The sequence below is a fragment of the Pseudomonas sp. CCC4.1 genome (assembly GCF_035019225.1).
Classification (GTDB): domain Bacteria; phylum Pseudomonadota; class Gammaproteobacteria; order Pseudomonadales; family Pseudomonadaceae; genus Aquipseudomonas; species Aquipseudomonas bubulae.
Genome location: NZ_JASJWL010000039.1, coordinates 21,140 through 41,811 on the forward strand (window position 1 = coordinate 21,140; position 20,672 = coordinate 41,811).

Here is a 20,672-nt window from a genome sequence, read left to right on the forward strand (position 1 = left end):
ACTGATGAAATTGCCCTCCAACTCTTTGGATAAACGCTTGCTGGCCTTGGGCCTGGCTTCGCTACTGGGTCTGCAAGGCTGCGCCAATATCGACTCTGCCAGCATCAACCCGACCAACTGGAGTGGCAGCGACTGGATGAAGTGCGGGCTGGCAATTGCAGCAGGTGCGGCAGCGGGTGCTGCTGTGAGCGGTGCCAACGATAAAGGCGCAGGCGTATTGATTGGCGGGGTTGCCGGCATGGCCGCCTGTTTCGCGATCAATGCCAAGTCGGTACAGACCAAAACCGCTCAAGAAGTTGAACAACAATATAAAACTTCGGGCAAGAAACAACCGGCACAGCCAGAACTGGTTAGCTACGACACCAGTATCCAGCCCGGTATGACCATCAAACGGGGTCAACCGATTACCGTGGTTTCCAATATTGTTGCGATCAACGGTGCGACCCAGCCGATCAGCGAAATCAAGGAAGAGATCCGCCTGTTTGCCCCCAACGAGGCCAAGCCGTTGAAAGAAGGCAGCAAGATCGCGAACACCAAAGGCGGCAGTGGCGGTTACGAGAACACCTTCACCATCACCCTCGATGAGCGTGCGCCGCAGGGGATCTACCGGATCGAAACATCGGTGGCCGTCAACGGCAAGCCGGCCAACACCCGAATCAACAATGTGCAGTTGGTGATGATTGATCGCGAGACCTATCAGCTGGCATTTCTGGATCGATAGCTGGCGGGTTGCAATCGCCCTGTAGCCGCTGCCGAAGGAACGAGGCCGCGGCTACACAGGCTCCTGTCATCACGCACCCGGCACAAAATGCTTCTGCGCCGTGCCGTGGGCGATCAGCCGCGAGAGATAGTTCATTTTGTCGGCGTCCTGATCGACAAAGCGAAAGGTCAGTTGCAACCACGCACTGTCCGGTTTTGGCTCGAATGCCACGATGGCATGCAGATAACCGTTCAAACGCGCCACCTCGGCGTTCTCGCCCTGCTCAAGGTCGAGTACGGCACTGTCCAGTACCTGAGGCAGCACTTCGCCACGACGCACCACCAGCAGCGCCTCCTTGAGGCTCAACGCCTTGATCACGCAGGTTTGGGTACCGCTGGGCAAACGCAGTTGCCCCTGACCACGGCTGGTCAGCGCCGGTGCCGCGACAGGTGCCGGCCGTGGTGCCGGGGCAACCGGGGCAGATGTCACCGAAGTCGGGGTCACGACCTGCGCCTTGCCACCGGTCAATGCATTCAGCGAGTCATTGCCAAAGGCCGAATTAACCCGCGTCGGGGTGCTGGCCATCACGGCGCTCAGCAATCCCGCCTTGGTGAACGCCTTCTTCACCTTCGAGAGTAACTGCTCATTGGTGAAGGGTTTGCTGACGAAATCCGAAACTCCGGCCTGAATGGCCTGGATCACGTTCTCTTTGTCACCACGGCTGGTGACCATGATAAAGGGCAGCGTTTTCAGACGGTCTTGCTCGCGGCACCAGGTCAACAGCTCAAGGCCGGACATCTCCGGCATTTCCCAGTCGCACAGCACCAGATCGAAGGCTTCACGGGACAGCAAGGCCTGGGCTTTGCGGCCGTTGACCGCGTCTTCGATCCTGATGCCCGGGAAGTAGTTACGCAGGCAATTTTTAACCAGATCACGAATAAACGACGCGTCATCTACCACCAGCACACTAACCTTGCTCATCGACTGCTCCTTGGATATGAACGCCCGAAAACCAAAACGCCCGGCATTGAGCCGGGCGTTTTTTAGATCGGGCTGCCTTATTTATCGTCAGGCGACGACGCAACATTAGCGTTATCGGCACCCGTGCCCTGAACTTCTTCGCGCATGCGCTTGAGACCCATGTGCCGCACGTCTGTACCGCGTACCAGATAAATCACCAGTTCCGAGATATTGCGGGCGTGGTCGCCGATACGTTCCAGTGAGCGCAGCACCCAGATGATGCTCAACACACGCGTGATCGAACGCGGATCTTCCATCATGTAAGTGGCCAGCTCACGCAGCGCGGTCTTGTACTCACGGTCGATGATTTTGTCGTACTGCGCCACAGACAGGGCAAGATCGGCGTCAAAGCGGGCAAACGCATCCAGTGCATCACGCACCATATTGCGCACCTGGTCACCGATATGGCGCACTTCAACGTATCCGCGCGGCGCCTCACCTTCTTCGCACAACTGAATGGCCCGACGGGCGATCTTGGTCGCTTCGTCACCAATGCGTTCCAGGTCGATCACCGACTTGGAAATGCTGATGATCAATCGCAAGTCAGACGCCGCAGGCTGACGACGGGCCAGAATACGCAGGCACTCCTCGTCGATATTGCGCTCCATCTGGTTGATCTGTTCATCGATCTCACGCACCTGTTGCGCCAGGCCCGAGTCGGCCTCGATCAGTGCGGTCACCGCATCGTTGACCTGCTTCTCGACCAGGCCGCCCATCGCCAGCAGGTGGCTGCGCACGTCTTCGAGTTCCGCGTTGAACTGCGCGGAAATGTGATGGGTGAGGCCATCCTTTGAAATCATGGTTCTGCTCCGCAAAAGCTGTGAGCTGCACGCGGTTAGCGGCCAGCCGAATTATCGTGACATAGAACGGGCAATGCCGCTCAAACTAGCCATAGCGCCCGGTAATGTAGTCTTCGGTCTGCTTTTTGGCCGGGTTGGTGAACAGCGTGTCAGTGTCACCATATTCAACCATCTTGCCCATGTACATGAACGCTGTGTAATCCGAGACACGGGCTGCCTGTTGCATGTTGTGGGTTACGATCACGATGGTGAACTTGGACTTGAGCTCGTAGATCAGTTCTTCGACTTTCAACGTCGAGATCGGGTCGAGTGCCGAGCATGGCTCATCGAGCAGCAACACTTCGGGCTCTACCGCGATGGTACGGGCAATCACCAGACGCTGTTGCTGGCCACCGGACAAACCCAGTGCCGAGTCGTGCAGGCGGTCTTTGACTTCGTCCCACAACGCCGCGCCCTTGAGGGCCCATTCGACGGCTTCATCGAGCACACGCTTTTTATTGATGCCCTGGATGCGCAGGCCGTAAACCACGTTCTCGTAAATGGTTTTGGGGAACGGATTGGGCTTCTGGAATACCATGCCGACGCGGCGACGCAGTTCGGCTACATCCTCACCCTTGCGGTAGATGTTGTTGCCGTACAGGTTGATCTCGCCTTCTACGCGGCAACCGTCCACCAGGTCGTTCATGCGGTTGAAGGTACGCAGCAGCGTCGACTTGCCACAGCCGGACGGGCCGATAAACGCCGTGACCCGTTGTTTCGGGATATTCAGGCTGACGTCGTACAGGGCCTGTTTTTCACCGTAGTAAAGATTCAGGCCCGGGACTTCAATAGCGACTTCTTCGTTTGCCAGGTTCAAGCTTTGTTTGGTGCGACCCAAGGCGGACATGTTGATGCCGTGGGTTGAGGATTCATGCTGCATGGGTTGCTCCATACGCTAAAAATTCGTTTCGGTTTTTCAGTAACCGGGTTTCTTCTGGGGGAGCGGGTTTGCTCGCGATTCAGGCACCTCGGTTTCACGCTGAAACCTTACCGATACCATCGCGGGCAAGCCCGCTCCCACAGGTCATGTGTCTATCAGCTATCCAGCGCCTTGTACTTCTCGCGCAGGTGGTTACGAATCCACACGGCGGACAGGTTCAGGGTCGCGATCACCAGCACCAGCAGCAGCGCCGTGGCGTATACCAGCGGTCGGGCGGCTTCGACGTTCGGGCTCTGGAAGCCGACGTCATAAATATGGAAGCCCAGGTGCATGATCTTCTGGTCAAGGTGCAGGTACGGGTAGTTGCCGTCCAGCGGCAGCGACGGCGCCAGTTTGACCACGCCCACCAGCATCAGCGGTGCCACTTCACCGGCGGCACGGGCCACGGCGAGGATCATGCCGGTCATCATGGCCGGGCTGGCCATCGGCAGCACGATTTTCCACAGGGTTTCCGATTTGGTTGCACCCAGCGCCAGCGAGCCTTCGCGCACTGTACGCGGAATCCGCGCCAGCCCTTCTTCGGTGGCCACGATCACTACCGGCACGGCCAGCAGCGCCAGGGTCAGCGAAGCCCACATCAGGCCAGGTGTACCAAAGGTCGGCGCAGGCAATGCTTCTGCGAAGAACAGGCGGTCAACCGAGCCGCCCAGCACGTACACAAAGAAGCCCAGGCCGAATACGCCGTAAACGATGGCCGGTACGCCTGCCAGGTTGTTCACCGCGATACGGATAATCCGGGTCAGGGTGTTTTGCTTGGCATATTCACGCAGGTAAACCGCCGCCAGTACGCCAAACGGCGTCACAATCACCGCCATGATCAGGGTCATCATTACCGTGCCGAAAATGGCCGGGAAGATCCCGCCCTCGGTGTTGGCTTCACGTGGATCCTGGCTCAGGAATTCCCAGATATTGCTGAAGTACATGGCCAGTTTCTGCCAGCTGTTCATCGCGTTCGGCTGGTACACCTTGACCACCTTGCCGATACCGATTTCCAGCTCTTTGCCGTTGGCATCCCGGGCCGTGAGGCTGTCGCGGTTGAACTGTGCATGCAACTCGCCCAAGCGGTCCTCGATGGCCTTGTAGCGTGCATTCAGCTCGGCGCGCTCGGTTTCCATGTCAGCCTGCGCCTGCGGTGTCAGCTTGCCTTCCAGCTCCAGCTTGCGACCGTGCAGGCGGATGCGCTCCAGACCGTAGTTGATCGCGCCGATATCTTTCTTCTCAAGCTGGCTCAGTTGCGCGGCCAGGTCATTGACACGCTTGACCCGCGCTTGCAGCTCCGGCCAGGCCGCGGCACCTTCTGCCACCACTTTGCCGTTTTCCTTGACGTTAACCAGGTAGCCGTAGAAGTTGCCCCACTCGCGACGCTCGATGGCCATCAACTCGGGCGGCGTGCTCTGGTTCGTCAACCACTCGCCGACCACCCAGGTAAAATCATTGCCGTTCAGGTCACGGTTGCCGACCTTGATCAGCTCCCGGGTCATGAACTCCGGGCCTTGTTCCGGCACCGGCAGGCCCGCACTTTTCAGGCGCTCGCGGGGCACTTCTTCCTTTTGCACCACTTCGCCGATCACCAGGTGATTGGCATCACCCGGCACGTTGTATTCAGCGTGGATCAGGTCGGCCGGCCAGAAGTGGCCCAGGCCACGCACGGCAATCACCGAGAGCAGGCCGATGGTCATGATGACGGCGATGGACACTGCGCCACCGCTGATCCAGACGCCTGGAGCGCCGCTCTTGAACCAGCCTTTGAGGGAGTTCTGTTTCACAGACTTCTACCTTCCTTAAAGCGACGAATATTTCTTGCGCAGACGCTGACGAATCAGTTCGGCAAGAGTGTTCATGATGAAGGTGAACAACAGCAGCACCAGCGCCGAGAGGAACAGCACGCGGTAATGGCTACCGCCCACTTCCGACTCCGGCATTTCCACCGCCACGTTCGCCGCCAGGGTACGCAGGCCTTCGAACAGGTTCATTTCCATGACCGGGGTGTTACCGGTGGCCATCAACACAATCATCGTCTCGCCGACCGCACGGCCCATACCGATCATCAGTGCCGAGAAGATCCCCGGGCTGGCCGTCAGGATGACCACGCGGGTCATGGTTTGCCACGGTGTGGCACCCAGCGCCAGCGAACCCAGGGTCAGACCGCGAGGCACACTGAACACGGCATCTTCAGCAATCGAGTAGATGTTGGGGATCACCGCGAAGCCCATTGCCAGACCCACAACCAGAGCATTGCGCTGGTCGTAAGTAATGCCCAGGTCGTGGGAGATCCACAGGCGCATATCGCCACCGAAGAACCAGGCTTCCATGAACGGGCTCATATACAGCGACAGGCCGCATACAAACAGAATCACCGGGATCAGGATCAGGCTTTCCCAACCGTCAGGCACACGCAGGCGGATCGACTCGGGCAGGCGGCTCCAGGTGAAGCCCGCCACCAGAATGCCGATCGGCATCAGCACCAGCAGGCTGAAAATCCCCGGCAAGTGGCCTTCCACATACGGCGCCAGGAACAGACCGGCGAAGAAACCCAGAATCACCGTCGGCATCGCTTCCATCAGCTCGATCACCGGCTTGACCTTGCGGCGCAGGCTTGGAGCCATGAAGTAAGCGGTGTAGATGGCTGCGGCAACGGCCAGAGGTGCCGCCAGCAACATCGCGTAGAACGCTGCTTTCAAGGTACCGAAGGTCAATGGCGCCAGGCTCATTTTCGGTTCGAAGTCAGTGTTGGCGGCTGTCGATTGCCAGACGTATTTAGGCTCGTCGTAGTTCTCGTACCAGACCTTGCTCCACAGCGCGCTCCAGGACACTTCCGGGTGCGGGTTCTTCAGGGTCAGTGGCAGCAGCTTGCCGCCCTCTTCCACGATGATGCGGTTGGCACGCGGCGACAACGCCATGACGCCCGGACCTTCTGCCACTTTCTCGACCAGCAGGGTGCGATGCGCGGTGCTGTGGAACACACCGATCTCGCCGGCCGCGTCCAGAGCCAGGAAGCCCTTGCGGCGTTGCTCGGCAGTGATTTCAACAATCGGCGACGTGCCCATCTGGAAGCTGCGGATATGTTTGAAGCGCTGCTCGCCATCCGGGTCGCGAGCCATGAACCACTGGCTCAGGCCGCCCTTGGAATCACCAAAAATCAGCGAGATACCGCCCACCAGTTGTGTGCTGGCGGTGATCTCGGTGGTTGCGTCATCCACCAGCTTGTAGCGACCGTTGAGGCTTTTGTCGCGCAGGCTGAAGACATCGGCCTGGGCGCGATCATTGATCACATACAACCACTGCTGACGCGGGTCGATATACAGCGCTTTGACCTTCGCGGTCATCTGCGGCAGGTCGATACGGGTCTCGGTGTTGGTGACCTCGTCGGTCATCATGTTTTCTTCGCGGGCCAGTGACAGCACGTTCAGTTGCGCGCCCGAGGAACCGGCCAGCACCAGCGTTGAATCGTTGACGCTGAGGTTGACGTGATCCAGTGCACCACCCTGCGGGTCGAGGACGATTGGCGTTTCGCCATACGGGTATTCGATTGCCGGGGTGATGGTCTTCTTGCCATCCGGGTAGCTGACTTTATAGCTGTGCCGGAACACCAGCGCCTGACCGTTGGACAGGCCCAGCACCGCCACCGGATTACCCGGCTGGTCTTCACCCAGAGAAGTCACTTGAGTGCCGGCCGGCAACGGCAGGTTGACCCGCGACAGCTCTTCGCCGTTCTTCGCATTGAAGAACAACACCATGCCCTTGTCGGACACCCGCATACCGACCTGATTCTGCTCTTCGATGGAGATCATCAGCGGCTTGCCGGCGTCCTGCATCCACACCGGCGTAATCGCCTGTTTGGCGTTCAGGTCGGCACCCTGGAACAGTGGATAAACCACATAGCCCAGGAAGAAGAAGATCAGAGTGATTGCGCCAAGCACGGCAAGACCGCCGATAAATACATACCAGCGGGTCAGGTGATCTTTAAACGCGCGGATACGGCGCTTGCGTTGCAGTTCAGGCGTATTGAAATCAATGCGCTTGGGAGCGGATGTCGTAGTCATTGGGGAATTGGCCAGATCATTCATGCGCACACCCTAGCGGTCCTGTATGACAGAAAGATGACAAAGCAGTGACGCAAAAAATCCGCCGCCCAACGGTGCTGGCAGCGGAATGGAAAATTTGGTGAAGCGGTTGCGAGGCAGACCTGCAGGAGCGGGCTCGCTCGCGATGGCGTCAACTCAATAGGTCTGATGTACCAAGTTGCCTGCATCGCGAGCAAGCCCGCTCCCACATGGCGTCTGCTTATGCGCCTTCTTTCAGGCCCAGGTCAGCCAATGCTTTGGCAGCGACTTTGGCTGGCAGAGGGATATAGCCATCCTTCACGACCACTTCCTGACCTTGCTTGGACAGGACCAGCTTGATGAACTCGGCTTCCAGCGGGTTCAGCGGCTTGTTCGGCGCCTTGTTCACGTACACGTAGAGGAAACGCGACAGCGGGTATTTGCCGTTCAGTGCGTTTTCTTCGGTATCTTCGACAAACTCGGTGCTGCCTTTTTTAGCCAAAGGCACGGTCTTCACGCTGGCGGTTTTGTAACCGATGCCCGAGTAACCGACGCCGTTCAGCGAGCTGCTGATCGACTGCACAACCGAAGCCGAGCCCGGCTGTTCGTTCACGTTAGGCTTGTAGTCGCCTTTGCACAGGGCTTCTTCCTTGAAGTAGCCGTAAGTGCCGGATACCGAGTTACGACCGAACAGTTGAACCGGCTTGTTGGCCAGGTCGCCGGTCACACCCAGGTCGCCCCAGGTTTTAACGTCGGCTTTGGCGCCGCACAGGCGGGTCGAAGAGAAGATCGCATCAACCTGTTCCATGGTCAGGTGCTTGATCGGGTTGTCCTTGTGCACGAACACGGCCAGGGCATCCACTGCCACCGGGATGGCGGTAGGCTTGTAGCCGTACTTCTGCTCGAAGGCAGCCAGTTCGTTGTCTTTCATTTTGCGGCTCATCGGGCCCAGGTTAGCGGTGCCTTCAGTAATCGCAGGCGGCGCGGTCGAAGAACCGGCAGCTTGAATCTGGATGTTTACGTTCGGGTATTCTTTTTTGTACGCCTCAGCCCACAAGGTCATCAAGTTCGCCAGGGTGTCGGAACCAACGCTGGACAGGTTGCCCGACACACCAGTGGTCTTCACGTAGGGCTGAATAGCCGGGTCAACACCAGCGGCAACCGCATTGGCAGTTGCAACGCCTGCGGCGACAAAAGTCAGGGCCGCCATCACACGCTTCAGTTTCATGCCTTACTCCTAGCAAACGGGGTTAGATGAATCGGGGGCCAGTATCTGCAGGCCATGTGACTACTCTATGAACCGATTGTGACAATTAGATGAAAGGCCATCATTCGTTACAAATGATGGCCTTCGGGGAGAGGCTAGCGAAGTGTCATGGCCACTGAGCGATGTCTCAGCGGCCCTTTTTCCACAAATAAGCACCGACCACCAGGCCCATCGTGCAGATAATGGCCACGTAATACGCCGGCCCCATCGGGCTTTCCTTGAGCAACAGGGTCACGGCCATTGGGGTCAGACCGCCAAAGATGGCGTAGGCCAGGTTGTAGGAAAACGACAGGCCACTGAAACGCACCACTGGCGGAAAAGCTTTAACCATCACATAAGGGACGGCACCGATGGTGCCGACAAACAGACCGCTCAGGGAATACAGCGGGAACAGCCAGTCCGGATGCTGCAGCAGGCTGTGATAGAAGGTCCACGACGTGATCAGCAACCCGGCGCAACCCACCACAAACACCTTGCCCGCACCAAAGCGGTCAGCCAGGGCGCCCGAAGCGATGCAACCCAAACTCAAAAAGACGATCGCCAGGCTATTGGCTTGCAACGAGGTGGTCGCTGAAAAACCATAAATGGTTTGCAGCACCGTGGGCGTCATCAGAATGACCACGATGATCCCGGCAGACAGTAACCAGGTCAGCAGCATCGAGACCACAATCGCCCCGCGATGGTCGCGCAGCACGGTCTTGAGCGGGACTTCCGCAGCCAGCGCCTTGCGCAGCTGCAACTCGGCAAATACCGGTGTCTCGTGCAACCAGCGACGCAGGTACACCGAGAACAGGCCGAACACGCCGCCCATCAGGAATGGAATCCGCCAGGCAAAGTCAGACACTTCAGCCGGCGTATAGATCGTATTGATCGCCGTGGCCATCAGGGAACCCAGCAAGATGCCCGCGGTCAACCCGCAGGTCAGGGTGCCGCAGGCGTAGCCCACATGCCGTGGCGGCACATGCTCGGCCACGAACACCCAGGCCCCGGGCACTTCACCACCAATGGCCGCGCCCTGGATCACGCGCATCAGCAGCAACAGAATCGGTGCCCACATGCCAATCTGCGCATAGGTCGGCAGCAAGCCCATGATCAAAGTCGGTACAGCCATCATGAAGATGCTCAACGTGAACATCTTTTTGCGCCCCAGCAAATCACCAAAGTGCGCCATGACAATGCCGCCCAAAGGACGCGCCAGATAACCCGCAGCGAAAATACCGAAGGTTTGCATCAGACGTAGCCACTCGGGCATGTCCGCCGGAAAGAACAGTTTCCCGACCACGGTGGCAAAAAATACAAAAATAATGAAATCGTAAAACTCCAGCGCACCACCCAAGGCAGACAGCGACAAGGTTTTATAGTCATTACGGGTTAACGGCCGCGAAGGCGGTGCAGCACTGGAAGGCTCTGTGATCATGGGGTATTGCTTCTCTTATTAGGCACGGCAAAAAGCTGCAACTTCGCCGGCAGGGGCTGGGCAGGTTTTGAAAGATAACAAATTGTTTACAAAAGCACAGAGCTAGACGTGCAGCGCACCCAAAAAGCAGAATCAGGAGGTCGTCGGCCAGGCTGTCCCCCGATATACTCATGCTGTAAGAAACACTTGGTAACTTCTGAGGTTGCTGTGCGAAAACGTCCGCTGGCCACTTCAGCCGATTTCGCAGAGTTTCCCCTTGGTGCGGCTTATGAAGAACGTGACGAACGTAGTATGTTCGGGCTGAATCGTTTTTCTAAAGACGCTTTTTCACCCGCAGTACTTATGATGAATCACGGGTCAGAGGCCCTTAGGCATGCTAGAGCTCGAACAAGAAGATCCAATTCCGCAAGGCGATCTGGCCTTGCAAATCACCGCCCTGCCGCGCGAGACCAATGGTTTCGGCGATATTTTTGGCGGCTGGCTGGTCTCTCAAATGGACCTGGCCGGTACCGCAATGGCCAGCAAGGTTGCCGGTGGCCGTGTAGCCACTGTCGCTATTGATCGTATGGCATTTCTGGTACCCGTGGCCGTGGGCGCACAATTGTCGTTCTACACCCAGGCACTTGAGATCGGCCGCAGCTCGATCCAGATGATGGTTGAAGTGTGGAGTGACGACCCGTTGTCCAGCGAATGGCGTAAAGTGACCGAAGCGGTCTTTGTCTTTGTCGCCATCGATGGCAGCGGCCGCACCCGCTCCGTTCCGCCACGTCGTTAAACCTATAAATAGAGAACCTGCCATGCACCACATTGAGTCAGTCACCCTGGATGAACTGGAGTGCTGGCACTTCCAGCATGGCCAGGCCCAACTGCTGGTCGCCAAACAGGGCGCGCAGGTTCTCAGTTATCAGGTAGGTGATGAGCCGCCGATCATCTGGCTCAACGAAAAAGCCCAATTCAAGCAAGGCCATGGCATCCGCACGGGCGTGCCGGTGTGCTGGCCCTGGTTTGGCAACCTGGCACTCAACCCGCAAAGCGTGCAGGCCATGCGCCACAGCGATGAACCCGCCACGGCCCACGGCCTGGTACGTACGCGCGAATGGGAAGTGCTGGAGATCGATGACGCCGGTGAGGCGCTGCATATAGCGCTGGGCTTGCCCCACATCGAAGGCGGCCTGCCCGGCTGGCCCCACGACGTGGCGCTGACCCTGAACATCCGCCTCGACAGCCAACTGCATATCAGCCTCACCAGCCATAACCGCAGCAGCATCCCGGTGAGCATCAGCCAGGCCCTGCACAGCTACTTTGCGGTCAGCGACGTGCGCAAGGTTGAGGTCAAAGGAGTCGACGGCCTGACCTACATCGACACACTCGACGACTGGAAACGTGTTGCGCAAGCGGGCGATTTGACCTTCAGCGGCGAAACCGATCGTATCTACCTCGATACCCCGCAGCAGTTGAGCATCGTCGACCCGGACTGGTCGCGCACGCTCGAGCTGACCAGCCGCGGCTCGCGCTCGGCGGTAATCTGGAATCCCTGGATCGACAAGACCGCCACGCTCGGCGATATGGCCGCAGATGGCTGGCAGCGCATGCTGTGCATCGAAACCGCCAATGTGATGGATGACATCATCACCCTGGAGCCGGGCGCCAGCCATACGCTGAGTGTGAGTATTGGCAGCGAGCGCCTGAAAACCTGATACAACCAAAACCTGTGGGAGCGAGCCTGCTCGCGAAGTGTGTTTTCGCGAGCAGGCTCGCTCCCACAATTGGTCTGATCCCTACAAGTCTTCCTCAACCACTACCCGCACCTTGCTCGCATCCAGCGCATAGGCCGCATCGGCCAGGTCATTGCTGACCTTCTCGACCTTCAGCGAGCCCATCACCCACAACGGCGTGTAGATGTCATCCAGCTTCAAGCCTTTTGGATAGCGCACCAACACCAACTGATTGGGCGGCGGAGGCGGCACATGAATGCAGGCGCCCGGGTACGGCACCAGGAAAAACAGCGTGCTGCGACCCTTGGCGTCTGTTTCCAGAGGCACGGGGTAGCCACCCAAACGGATATTTTTGCCGTTCATGCTGGCCACTGTCTTGCTGGAGTACATCACCGCGGGCAGGCCCTTGCTCTGCTTCAAACCACCCTTGTCGGTAAACGTACCATTGGCCTCGGGCGAGTCATGGTCAATTTCGGGCATTTGCTCAAGGGCTATTTGATCCGACTTGGGCATCAGTTCAAGCCAGTCGGTTTCGGGCAACTCTGCCGCATGTGCCAGGCCTGAACCCAGCAAAAGAAAAGTCAGTAGAAGACGGCGCATGCAAGGCTCGATAAAAGAAGGATTGAACGCGCGCAGTTTAACCCTCTCTGCGGCTGGCGCAGAGAGAGCCAAAGCGTTTAATCAGGACTTTTTCGACACCAGGCCGTAGATCACCAGCAAGATCACGGCACCCACCACGGCACCTATAAAGCCGGCACCCTCGCCTGCCTTGTAGATACCAATCGCCTGACCACCATAGGTAGCCGCCAGCGAGCCGCCGATACCCAGCAGGATGGTCATGATCCAGCCCATGCTGTCGTCACCCGGTTTCAGGAAACGAGCCAGCAGGCCAACGATCAAGCCGATAAAAATGGTTCCGATGATGCCCATGGACGCTCCCTCAAAGTTAAATGGCGTTACAACCAAAGCCTAGTCAGCACTTTGGCATCACGCCATCAGAGAGCAGCGACAACCCAATGGTTCCGTACAAAGCGATTTACGCTTCGTCGATCAGGGCTTCAACCTTGAGGATTTGCGCTTGCAACGTCGCCATGTCAGCGCAGCGCAGGTTGGCGTGACCGACTTTGCGGCCGACCTTGAACGCCTTGCCATAGTGATGCAGATGGCAATCAGCAATCGCAATCACCTTCTCAACCGGCGGCACGCTGCCGATGAAGTTGAGCATGGCGCTTTCACCCACTTTGGCTGTCGAACCCAGCGGCAGGCCGGCGATGGCGCGCAAGTGGTTTTCGAACTGGCTGCACTCGGCACCTTCGGTGGTCCAATGCCCGGAGTTATGGACACGCGGGGCGATTTCGTTGGCCTTGAGGCCACCGTCGACTTCAAAGAATTCGAATGCCATCACCCCAACGTAATCCAGCTGCTTGAGCACACGGCTGGAGTAGTCTTCAGCCAGGGCTTGCAACGGGTGATCGGTACTGGCAACCGACAGCTTGAGAATGCCGCTGTCGTGAGTGTTGTGTACCAATGGGTAGAACTTCGTTTCACCATCACGGCCGCGTACGGCAATCAGCGATACTTCGCCGGTGAACGGTACAAACCCTTCCAGCAGGCACGCCACACTGCCCAGTTCAGCAAACGTATCCACGACATCGGCAGGGGTGCGCAGCACTTTCTGGCCCTTGCCGTCATAACCCAGGGTGCGGGTCTTGAGCACGGCAGGCAGGCCAATGGTGGCCACTGCTGCGTCCAGATCAGCCTGGGACTGGATGTCGGCAAATGCCGGCGTCGGAATGCCCAGATCCTTGAACATGCTCTTTTCGAACCAGCGATCGCGGGCAATGCGCAACGCTTCGGCGCTCGGGTATACCGGGACGAATTGCGACAGGAAAGCCACGGTTTCAGCGGGAACGCTTTCGAACTCGAACGTCACCAGGTCGACTTCGTCAGCCAACTGGCGCAAATGGTCCGGGTCGCTGTAGTCCGCACGCAGGTGTTCACCCAGCGAGGCGGCACAGGCATCAGGAGCCGGATCCAGGAAAGCGAAGTTCATCCCCAGCGGAGTGCCCGCCAGAGCCAGCATGCGGCCCAATTGACCGCCACCGATTACACCGATTTTCATCGTCAGAAACCTCAGGCTACGCGCGGGTCTGGATTGTCCAGCACGCTGTCTGTCTGTTCAGCACGGAATGCTTTCAAAACGGTATGGAACTGCGGATGCTTGGCGCCCAGGATGCTCGCCGACAACAGGGCAGCGTTGATCGCGCCCGCTTTGCCGATGGCCAGGGTTGCAACCGGGATGCCCGCCGGCATTTGCACGATCGACAGCAGCGAGTCTACGCCCGACAGCATGGCCGACTGGACCGGTACACCGAGTACTGGCAAATGGGTTTTGGCTGCACACATGCCTGGCAGGTGGGCTGCGCCACCGGCACCCGCGATGATGACCTCGATCCCGCGGCCTTCGGCCTCTTCGGCATACTGGAACAGCAGATCCGGAGTGCGGTGGGCAGAGACCACTTTCACTTCGTAAGGAATGCCGAGTTTTTCCAGCATATCGGCGGTGTGGCTGAGGGTGGACCAATCGGACTTGGAGCCCATGATCACGCCTACCAGTGCACTCATCGTCGCGCCTCTTCTCTTGGGCGCCCGCAGGCGCGTCAAAAAACAACAAGCCACGTGGAGGATCCGACGTGGCTTGTTATAGGAATTAAGGCCGGTCAAGCCAGCCGAAGGCCGCGCAGTATACCCCAAACATGTGCCTTGAAAGCACCTTTGACGACCATCTGTCTTGCACATCGGACAATCCCGAATACCCCGGTTTTATTGACCTTCAGGTCAAAACACGCCTCCTCGGCTACGGCCTCTGATCATCAGGTGCCACGCCTACATTGCACAGAGATAGAAACGACATAACTCGACGAATTCCAGCCACGGCGAAACCTGGAATTAACGTCTTCACTTAAATTCAAACCGGTAACAGCAAAAACGTAAACAGTCCTGCAAGGATTGCAGGCTCTTTATTAAAAGGATATTTCCCATGCAACCGATCACACTTTATATTTTTATCCACAACGATGTCCCGCACCGCGCCATCAACACATTGGGGCGTGCATACTTCAAAGAGTTTACCGACGAAATCACGGCAATTACAAAGCGATCTTTTATATTCAAGGACATACGTAACGTGCAGGGCATGACTGACTTCAACTATAAAAGCCAGTCCATAGACGACGTTCTTCATAGATGGGAATTGGCGGCCATCCGATACAAAAACCAACACGGGTTAAAGTGGGGTAAAACCGAACGCTACATTCTGGTTACGCACTCCCCGCTCAACGAAACCACCCTGGGTTGCGCCTACCCCGGGCAACCCGCCGTCATTGCCAGCCTTAAACACTATCAAGTGATCGCCCATGAAGTAGGCCACAGTTTCAATGCATCCCACAACAATGCAGCACTCGGCCACAATCCATGGGGAAGCGTATGTGAAACGTTCATGTTTCCCAACGCTTCAACTTTTCGAAGTAATTGTTACCGTTTCACGCCGGAAAACAGAAACAACATAAGCGCATTCTTAAGTGATGCCCCCTAAGACCGGAATTTCTAACAGACTTATCAGTCATCACCTGAATGAAGGCTAAAAATGCGACCGATCAATATATATACATTTGTTCATGACACTGTTCTTCAGAAAAACGATCGCCACCTAAAATATTTATTTTTCGATATTTTTACGCCCCAGCTATCAACGATGACTGGCCGTTCGGTTAACGTTGTATTTCTGCGGGATATTCCCGACATCACAAATTTTGACTACCTGTCCTTCTCAGATAACCGTCTGGATATTGAGCCGGTTATTGAAGCACTGAGCACGGCCATTAAAGCCGTCTTTGCTGCATACATGGCTGAACATCGGCGGGCCGGAAAACCTGCCGATTTATACCTGATCCTGATTGATGGACTCCTCATGCCCTCAATGGGGGTGGAGGGCATGGCTATTCCAGAGGCCAACATCGCTATCGCCACGACACTTGGACGAACGGTGGTGGCCCATGAAATAGGGCACTGCCTCGGCGCTACCCATGAAGATGTTGCCTTGTATCGTGAGCCCGAACGTAATGATCCTTCTCACTGTGCAACCTTTATGGCAACGGGCCGCGTGGAGGGTGCTTGCTCTATCTTCAGCTTTAGCAGTGAAAATTACGCCAACATAAAGCAGCACCTAAAAAAAGCCCCTTAAAACCCATAACAAAAATAACAAAAAACGCATTCACTCGGGTTGAGTTCCACTTTCCAGTTTTCGCCACAACAACCGTACGTTGGCCTTGCGCACCAGGGCACAGCGGTATAGGCGAATCTCCAGCGGCACATGCCATTGAGGGCCTCCACACACCACCAGCTCGCCCCGCGCCAGCTCGGCGCGCACGCTCAAATGCGGCACCCAGGCAATGCCCAACCCTTCGAGCGCCATGCTTTTAAGGCTGTCGGCCATCGCGGTCTCATAAATAGTGGTAAAGCGCAGGCTGCGCTGGCGCAGCAGCAAATTCACCGAGCGGCCCAGAAATGCGCCAGCGCTATAGGCCAGTAGCGGCACGCTGACATCGCCCTCCAGATCGAACAACGGCTTGCCGTCGGCATCGGCCGCGCATACCGGCAGCATTTCGGTATTACCCAGGTGCAGGGACGGGAAAATTTCCGGATCCATCTGCAAGGCCGCATCCGGATCGTAAAAAGCCAGCATCAAATCGCAGCCGCCTTCGCGCAAAGCATGCACCGCGTCTCCGACGTTAGTCGCAACCAGTCGTGTCGCGATGTTCAGCCCTTCATTGCGCAACTGGGCGATCCAGCGCGGGAAAAAACCCAGGGCCAGGGAGTGAGCGGCAGCCACTTGCATGACCTCACCCTGCCCGCCTTCGAGGTGATGAAGGTGACGCAGCACCTCACCCAACTGTTCGACGACCGTACGTGCGGTAACCAAAAACAGCTGACCGGCCGCAGTCAACTCCACCGGGGTGCGGGAACGATTCACCAAGGTCAGCCCAAGCGCCGCTTCAAGGCTGCGAATTCGCCGACTAAAGGCCGGCTGAGTGACGAAACGGCGCTCTGCTGCCTGGGAAAAACTGCGGGTAGCAGCCAGGGCACTGAAGTCCTCTAACCATTTACTTTCGAGATTCATCGAGTCCTCCCGGACGCGCACCAAAATGGGTCACACGCTCGACGCGCCTGCCGCGTCACGTCGCTATTATGCCGTTTATGCATAGGTTAGTGTTTAAAGGCATTGGCCCAAAATAGTCTGCAGGCCTAGGATTCGCAGCGTTCCGGCCCAGACCGGGTTCATATCGAGATGATTTCTATCATGTCCTCCGCTGCATCTTTCCGTACCGAAAAAGACCTGCTTGGCGTACTCGAAGTACCCGCTCAAGCGTATTACGGCATCCAGACCCTGCGAGCGGTGAACAACTTCCGTCTCTCCGGCGTTCCGATCTCGCATTACCCGAAGCTGGTTGTGGGCCTGGCCATGGTTAAACAAGCCGCTGCTGACGCCAACCGCGAGTTGGGTCATCTGAGCGACGCCAAGCACGCTGCCATCAGCGAAGCGTGTGCACGTCTGATCCGCGGCGATTTCCACGAAGAGTTCGTGGTGGACATGATTCAAGGCGGCGCTGGCACTTCAACCAACATGAATGCCAACGAAGTGATCGCCAACATCGCGCTGGAGGCCATGGGCCATCAGAAAGGCGAATACCAATACCTGCACCCGAACAACGACGTCAACATGGCGCAGTCGACCAACGACGCCTACCCGACGGCCATTCGTCTGGGCCTGTTGTTGGGTCACGACGCGCTGCTGGCCAGCCTCGACAGCCTGATCCAGTCGTTTGCAGCCAAAGGCGCCGAGTTCAGCCACGTCCTGAAAATGGGCCGTACCCAGCTGCAAGACGCCGTGCCAATGACCCTGGGTCAAGAGTTCCGCGCTTTCGCCACTACATTGAGTGAAGACCTGGCTCGCCTGAAAACCCTGGCGCCAGAGCTGCTGACTGAAGTGAACCTGGGTGGCACCGCCATCGGTACCGGCATCAACGCCGACCCGCGTTACCAGATGCTGGCCGTGAACCGCCTGGCCACCATCAGCGGTCACCCGCTGGTACCGGCGGCCGACCTGATCGAAGCCACCTCCGACATGGGCGCCTTCGTACTGTTCTCCGGCATGCTCAAGCGTACCGCGGTCAAGCTGTCGAAGATCTGCAACGACTTGCGCCTGCTGTCCAGCGGCCCACGTACCGGCATCAACGAAATCAACCTGCCAGCACGTCAGCCAGGCAGTTCGATCATGCCAGGCAAGGTCAACCCGGTTATCCCGGAAGCCGTGAACCAGGTGGCATTCCAGATCATCGGTAACGACCTGGCCCTGACCATCGCTGCCGAAGGTGGCCAGCTGCAACTGAACGTTATGGAGCCGCTGATCGCGTTCAAGATCTTCGACTCGATTCGTCTGCTGCAACGCGCCATGGACATGCTGCGCGAACACTGCATCACCGGCATCACGGCCAACGAAGCGCGCTGCCGTGAACTGGTCGAGCACTCGATTGGTCTGGTGACTGCACTTAACCCGTACATCGGTTATGAAAACGCCACCCGTATCGCCCGTATCGCTCTTGAAAGCGGCCGCGGCGTACTGGAACTGGTGCGAGAAGAAGGCTTGCTCGACGACGCCATGCTCGACGACATCCTGCGCCCGGAAAACATGATTGCTCCGCGTCTGGTGCCACTCAAGGCCTGATGCTGTAACACGCTCAACGCTCACCAGGTCGAGGGACTAGACACCTCTCACCTTTTGAGGGCTTGCAGATACGTCTGCAGGCCCTTTTTTTTGGCCCTGGGATTTTGAAACCCCTCCCCCCTCTCCCAGAGGGAGAGAAGACTAAAGGCAAAAGCAGATCAGATTAACGCCACAAATCGAGCCCTTTGACCCTCAGGGAGAGGGCTGGGGTGAGGGCAATTTGACAATAAACAAAGCCATATCGGACAACTCACACATGAAAATTCAGTCACTTATGCAGACGCTTCCTGCGCTCCTAGGTATAGTGCCGCCCCTCTTCCTGTGCCCGGCCCCAGCACCAGCGGCCATCGTCAGCACGGAAACAGCATCGTAAACCAAGCAGCAACATGGCCAGGGTCACACTGATCGCCTACGTTTATGCCTTGCTCAAGCAGGTGTAACGCGATATTTCGATCCGGCCGTGTTGCCATCAGATAAAAACAGCGAGGAATAATCCATGCTTGAAGTCATCAATGACTTCCTCTCAGGGAAAGTGCTAATCGTGCTCATGGTCGGGCTCGGTGGCTACTTCACGATCCGCTCGCGTTTCGTTCAGTTTCGTTACTTTCTGCACATGTTTTCGGTTTTCAAGGACAGCCTGCGCAGCAGCGCCGGTGAGCTGAGCTCATTTCAGGCATTGATGCTGAGCCTGGCCGGCCGTGTCGGCGCGGGCAACATTGCCGGCGTCGGTATTGCCGTTACCCTGGGTGGCCCCGGTGCCGTGTTCTGGATGTGGGTGACCGCCCTGGTCGGCATGTCCAGCAGCCTGATCGAATGCTCCCTGGGCCAGCTGTACAAGCGTCGTGATTCGGAAGGCCAACTGCGCGGCGGCCCGTCCTTCTATATGAAGTACGGCCTGGGCAAAGTGTGGATGGGCAAACTGATGGCCGTGCTGTTGCTGATCACCTTCGGTTTTGCCTTCATGGGCCTGCAAGCCCATGCCGTGACCCACTCGCTGCAAGACGCCTTCGGCTTCAAGGTCAACTACTCGGGGCTGGCCATCGCCATCCTGCTGGGCCTGGTGTTTATCGGCGGGATCAAGCGTATCGCTTCGGTAGCCGACCTGCTGGTACCGGTCAAGACCCTGGCCTATATTGCGGTCACCCTGTATGTGATCGTACTGCAGTTCGACCACGTACCCGCCATGCTGGGCCATATCGTCAAGAGCGCCTTCGGCCTGGACCCTGTGTTCGGTGGCCTGATCGGCAGTGCAATCGTGATGGGCGTCAAACGTGGCGTCTTCGCCAACGAAGCCGGTCTGGGCAGCGCCCCGAACGTGGCTGCCGTGGCCGATGTTGAGCACCCGATCGCCCAAGGCGTGGTGCAGGCATTCAGCGTATTCCTCGACACCTTTGTGATCTGCACCTGTACGGCTTTGCTGATTCTGTTGTCGGGCTTCTACACCCCAGGTTTTGAAGGCGACGGCATTGCCCTGACCCAGAACTCCCTGGCAGCCGTGGTCGGCGAATGGGGTCGTGTCTTTATCAGCGTGGCCCTGGCGCTGTTCGTATTCACCTCGATGCTCTACAACTACTACCTGGGCGAGAACAACCTGCGCTTTTTGGTTGGAGAGAGCCGCAAAGCACTGATGGGTTATCGCGCACTGGTACTGGTGCTGATCTTTTGGGGGTCGATCGAAAACCTGCAAACGGTTTTCGCTTTCGCCGACATTGCCATGACCATGCTCGCCTTCGTTAACCTGGTTGCGCTGGCGATGCTGTTCAAGATCTGCATGCGCGTGCTCAAGGACTACGATGACCAGCGCCGCGCGGGGATCAAGACACCTGTCTTCGATTCCAGTAAATTCCCGGATCTGGATCTCGATCTAAAGGCCTGGCCGCCAAAGCCGGCCGCCCAGGTCGACGAAACAAAACGCTGATACTTGACGCGGCGGTTCTCCAGAACCGC

At 57.6% G+C, this 20,672-nt stretch carries 19 protein-coding genes; 7 read left to right on the forward strand and 12 right to left on the reverse strand.

The features are described from left to right. Positions 1–4 precede the first annotated feature (4 nt). Positions 5–721 (forward strand): hypothetical protein, encoded by a 717-nt coding sequence (locus QN377_RS15525; RefSeq protein ID WP_095017952.1) that lies wholly within the window; start codon positions 5–7, stop codon positions 719–721. 69 nt (positions 722–790) lie between these two features. Here QN377_RS15525 and QN377_RS15530 read toward each other — a convergent pair whose 3' ends face one another. The 7 genes from QN377_RS15530 to QN377_RS15560 form a co-directional block, all read right to left on the reverse strand. Further along, entirely contained in the window at positions 791–1,681 is an 891-nt protein-coding gene (locus QN377_RS15530) for a response regulator (RefSeq protein WP_094999521.1), read from the reverse strand. A gap of 77 nt (positions 1,682–1,758) precedes the next feature. Beyond that, positions 1,759–2,520 carry a phosphate signaling complex protein PhoU gene (gene phoU, locus QN377_RS15535; protein WP_094999522.1) on the reverse strand — a complete coding sequence of 254 codons (762 nt, stop codon included), beginning with the start codon at positions 2,518–2,520 and terminating at the stop codon, positions 1,759–1,761. An 85-nt stretch (positions 2,521–2,605) separates the two neighbouring features. Then, complete coding sequence (gene pstB, locus QN377_RS15540) at positions 2,606–3,439, reverse strand: phosphate ABC transporter ATP-binding protein PstB (protein WP_094999523.1); 834 nt, start codon at positions 3,437–3,439, stop codon at positions 2,606–2,608. Positions 3,440–3,594: 155 nt separating this feature from the next. Beyond that, the gene (gene pstA / locus QN377_RS15545; RefSeq protein WP_095017950.1) at positions 3,595–5,265 is read right to left on the reverse strand and encodes a phosphate ABC transporter permease PstA; all 1,671 of its coding nucleotides are present in this window, start codon (positions 5,263–5,265) and stop codon (positions 3,595–3,597) included. Positions 5,266–5,280: 15 nt separating this feature from the next. Next, positions 5,281–7,566, reverse strand: coding sequence for an ABC transporter permease subunit (locus tag QN377_RS15550; RefSeq protein ID WP_094999525.1), 2,286 nt, complete (start codon positions 7,564–7,566; stop codon positions 5,281–5,283). A 217-nt stretch (positions 7,567–7,783) separates the two neighbouring features. Beyond that, positions 7,784–8,770 carry a phosphate ABC transporter substrate-binding protein PstS gene (locus QN377_RS15555; RefSeq protein ID WP_094999526.1) on the reverse strand — a complete coding sequence of 329 codons (987 nt, stop codon included), beginning with the start codon at positions 8,768–8,770 and terminating at the stop codon, positions 7,784–7,786. Between the two features lie 166 nt (positions 8,771–8,936). Next, positions 8,937–10,226 (reverse strand): MFS transporter, encoded by a 1,290-nt coding sequence (locus tag QN377_RS15560; RefSeq protein WP_094999527.1) that lies wholly within the window; start codon positions 10,224–10,226, stop codon positions 8,937–8,939. A 373-nt stretch (positions 10,227–10,599) separates the two neighbouring features. On the opposite strand from QN377_RS15560, the gene QN377_RS15565 reads away from it, so the two are divergent. After that, positions 10,600–11,001 (forward strand): acyl-CoA thioesterase, encoded by a 402-nt coding sequence (locus tag QN377_RS15565; RefSeq protein ID WP_003438129.1) that lies wholly within the window; start codon positions 10,600–10,602, stop codon positions 10,999–11,001. A gap of 22 nt (positions 11,002–11,023) precedes the next feature. Next, on the forward strand, positions 11,024–11,923 hold the full coding sequence (locus QN377_RS15570) for a D-hexose-6-phosphate mutarotase (protein ID WP_095017948.1): 900 nt from the start codon (positions 11,024–11,026) through the stop codon (positions 11,921–11,923). Positions 11,924–12,004: 81 nt separating this feature from the next. Here the strand turns inward: QN377_RS15570 and QN377_RS15575 are convergent, their stop codons facing one another. The 4 genes from QN377_RS15575 to purE all read right to left on the reverse strand — a co-directional run bounded on the left by QN377_RS15575 (position 12,005) and on the right by purE (position 14,566). After that, positions 12,005–12,541: a DUF3299 domain-containing protein gene (locus QN377_RS15575; protein ID WP_094999529.1), complete on the reverse strand. Its 537-nt coding sequence runs from the start codon at positions 12,539–12,541 to the stop codon at positions 12,005–12,007. Between the two features lie 81 nt (positions 12,542–12,622). Continuing rightward, positions 12,623–12,871: a GlsB/YeaQ/YmgE family stress response membrane protein gene (locus tag QN377_RS15580; RefSeq protein WP_016782939.1), complete on the reverse strand. Its 249-nt coding sequence runs from the start codon at positions 12,869–12,871 to the stop codon at positions 12,623–12,625. A gap of 106 nt (positions 12,872–12,977) precedes the next feature. After that, positions 12,978–14,063 (reverse strand): 5-(carboxyamino)imidazole ribonucleotide synthase, encoded by a 1,086-nt coding sequence (locus QN377_RS15585; protein ID WP_094999530.1) that lies wholly within the window; start codon positions 14,061–14,063, stop codon positions 12,978–12,980. Positions 14,064–14,074: 11 nt separating this feature from the next. Then, on the reverse strand, positions 14,075–14,566 hold the full coding sequence (gene purE, locus QN377_RS15590) for a 5-(carboxyamino)imidazole ribonucleotide mutase (RefSeq protein WP_016782937.1): 492 nt from the start codon (positions 14,564–14,566) through the stop codon (positions 14,075–14,077). A gap of 415 nt (positions 14,567–14,981) precedes the next feature. On the opposite strand from purE, the gene QN377_RS15595 reads away from it, so the two are divergent. After that, positions 14,982–15,536: a reprolysin-like metallopeptidase gene (locus tag QN377_RS15595; protein WP_095017947.1), complete on the forward strand. Its 555-nt coding sequence runs from the start codon at positions 14,982–14,984 to the stop codon at positions 15,534–15,536. Positions 15,537–15,587: 51 nt separating this feature from the next. Further along, entirely contained in the window at positions 15,588–16,184 is a 597-nt protein-coding gene (locus QN377_RS15600; RefSeq protein ID WP_095017946.1) for a hypothetical protein, read from the forward strand. Between the two features lie 30 nt (positions 16,185–16,214). Here QN377_RS15600 and QN377_RS15605 read toward each other — a convergent pair whose 3' ends face one another. Then, entirely contained in the window at positions 16,215–17,120 is a 906-nt protein-coding gene (locus QN377_RS15605; protein ID WP_095017945.1) for a LysR substrate-binding domain-containing protein, read from the reverse strand. A gap of 180 nt (positions 17,121–17,300) precedes the next feature. Here QN377_RS15605 and aspA point away from each other — a divergent pair, with 180 nt between their 5' ends. Together aspA and QN377_RS15615 are read left to right on the forward strand one after the other, a co-directional pair. Continuing rightward, on the forward strand, positions 17,301–18,725 hold the full coding sequence (gene aspA / locus QN377_RS15610; RefSeq protein ID WP_094999533.1) for an aspartate ammonia-lyase: 1,425 nt from the start codon (positions 17,301–17,303) through the stop codon (positions 18,723–18,725). A gap of 496 nt (positions 18,726–19,221) precedes the next feature. Then, a complete protein-coding gene (locus QN377_RS15615) occupies positions 19,222–20,643 on the forward strand; it encodes an alanine/glycine:cation symporter family protein (protein WP_094999534.1) in 1,422 nt (473 codons plus the stop codon). Positions 20,644–20,672 lie beyond the last annotated feature (29 nt).

What these genes read in the sequence shown, in the direction of transcription:
- QN377_RS15525 (WP_095017952.1), top strand. Translation starts at nt 5, where the DNA reads ATGAAATTGCCCTCCAACTCTTTGGATAAACGCTTGCTGGCCTTGGGC.
- QN377_RS15585 (WP_094999530.1), bottom strand. Translation starts at nt 14,063, where the DNA reads ATGAAAATCGGTGTAATCGGTGGCGGTCAATTGGGCCGCATGCTGGCT.
- QN377_RS15595 (WP_095017947.1), top strand. Translation starts at nt 14,982, where the DNA reads ATGCAACCGATCACACTTTATATTTTTATCCACAACGATGTCCCGCAC.
- QN377_RS15550 (WP_094999525.1), bottom strand. Translation starts at nt 7,566, where the DNA reads ATGAATGATCTGGCCAATTCCCCAATGACTACGACATCCGCTCCCAAG.
- QN377_RS15600 (WP_095017946.1), top strand. Translation starts at nt 15,588, where the DNA reads ATGCGACCGATCAATATATATACATTTGTTCATGACACTGTTCTTCAG.
- QN377_RS15605 (WP_095017945.1), bottom strand. Translation starts at nt 17,120, where the DNA reads ATGAATCTCGAAAGTAAATGGTTAGAGGACTTCAGTGCCCTGGCTGCT.
- phoU (WP_094999522.1), bottom strand. Translation starts at nt 2,520, where the DNA reads ATGATTTCAAAGGATGGCCTCACCCATCACATTTCCGCGCAGTTCAAC.
- QN377_RS15570 (WP_095017948.1), top strand. Translation starts at nt 11,024, where the DNA reads ATGCACCACATTGAGTCAGTCACCCTGGATGAACTGGAGTGCTGGCAC.
- QN377_RS15575 (WP_094999529.1), bottom strand. Translation starts at nt 12,541, where the DNA reads ATGCGCCGTCTTCTACTGACTTTTCTTTTGCTGGGTTCAGGCCTGGCA.
- QN377_RS15580 (WP_016782939.1), bottom strand. Translation starts at nt 12,871, where the DNA reads ATGGGCATCATCGGAACCATTTTTATCGGCTTGATCGTTGGCCTGCTG.
- QN377_RS15565 (WP_003438129.1), top strand. Translation starts at nt 10,600, where the DNA reads ATGCTAGAGCTCGAACAAGAAGATCCAATTCCGCAAGGCGATCTGGCC.
- QN377_RS15530 (WP_094999521.1), bottom strand. Translation starts at nt 1,681, where the DNA reads ATGAGCAAGGTTAGTGTGCTGGTGGTAGATGACGCGTCGTTTATTCGT.
- QN377_RS15560 (WP_094999527.1), bottom strand. Translation starts at nt 10,226, where the DNA reads ATGATCACAGAGCCTTCCAGTGCTGCACCGCCTTCGCGGCCGTTAACC.
- QN377_RS15555 (WP_094999526.1), bottom strand. Translation starts at nt 8,770, where the DNA reads ATGAAACTGAAGCGTGTGATGGCGGCCCTGACTTTTGTCGCCGCAGGC.
- pstB (WP_094999523.1), bottom strand. Translation starts at nt 3,439, where the DNA reads ATGCAGCATGAATCCTCAACCCACGGCATCAACATGTCCGCCTTGGGT.
- purE (WP_016782937.1), bottom strand. Translation starts at nt 14,566, where the DNA reads ATGAGTGCACTGGTAGGCGTGATCATGGGCTCCAAGTCCGATTGGTCC.
- QN377_RS15615 (WP_094999534.1), top strand. Translation starts at nt 19,222, where the DNA reads ATGCTTGAAGTCATCAATGACTTCCTCTCAGGGAAAGTGCTAATCGTG.
- aspA (WP_094999533.1), top strand. Translation starts at nt 17,301, where the DNA reads ATGTCCTCCGCTGCATCTTTCCGTACCGAAAAAGACCTGCTTGGCGTA.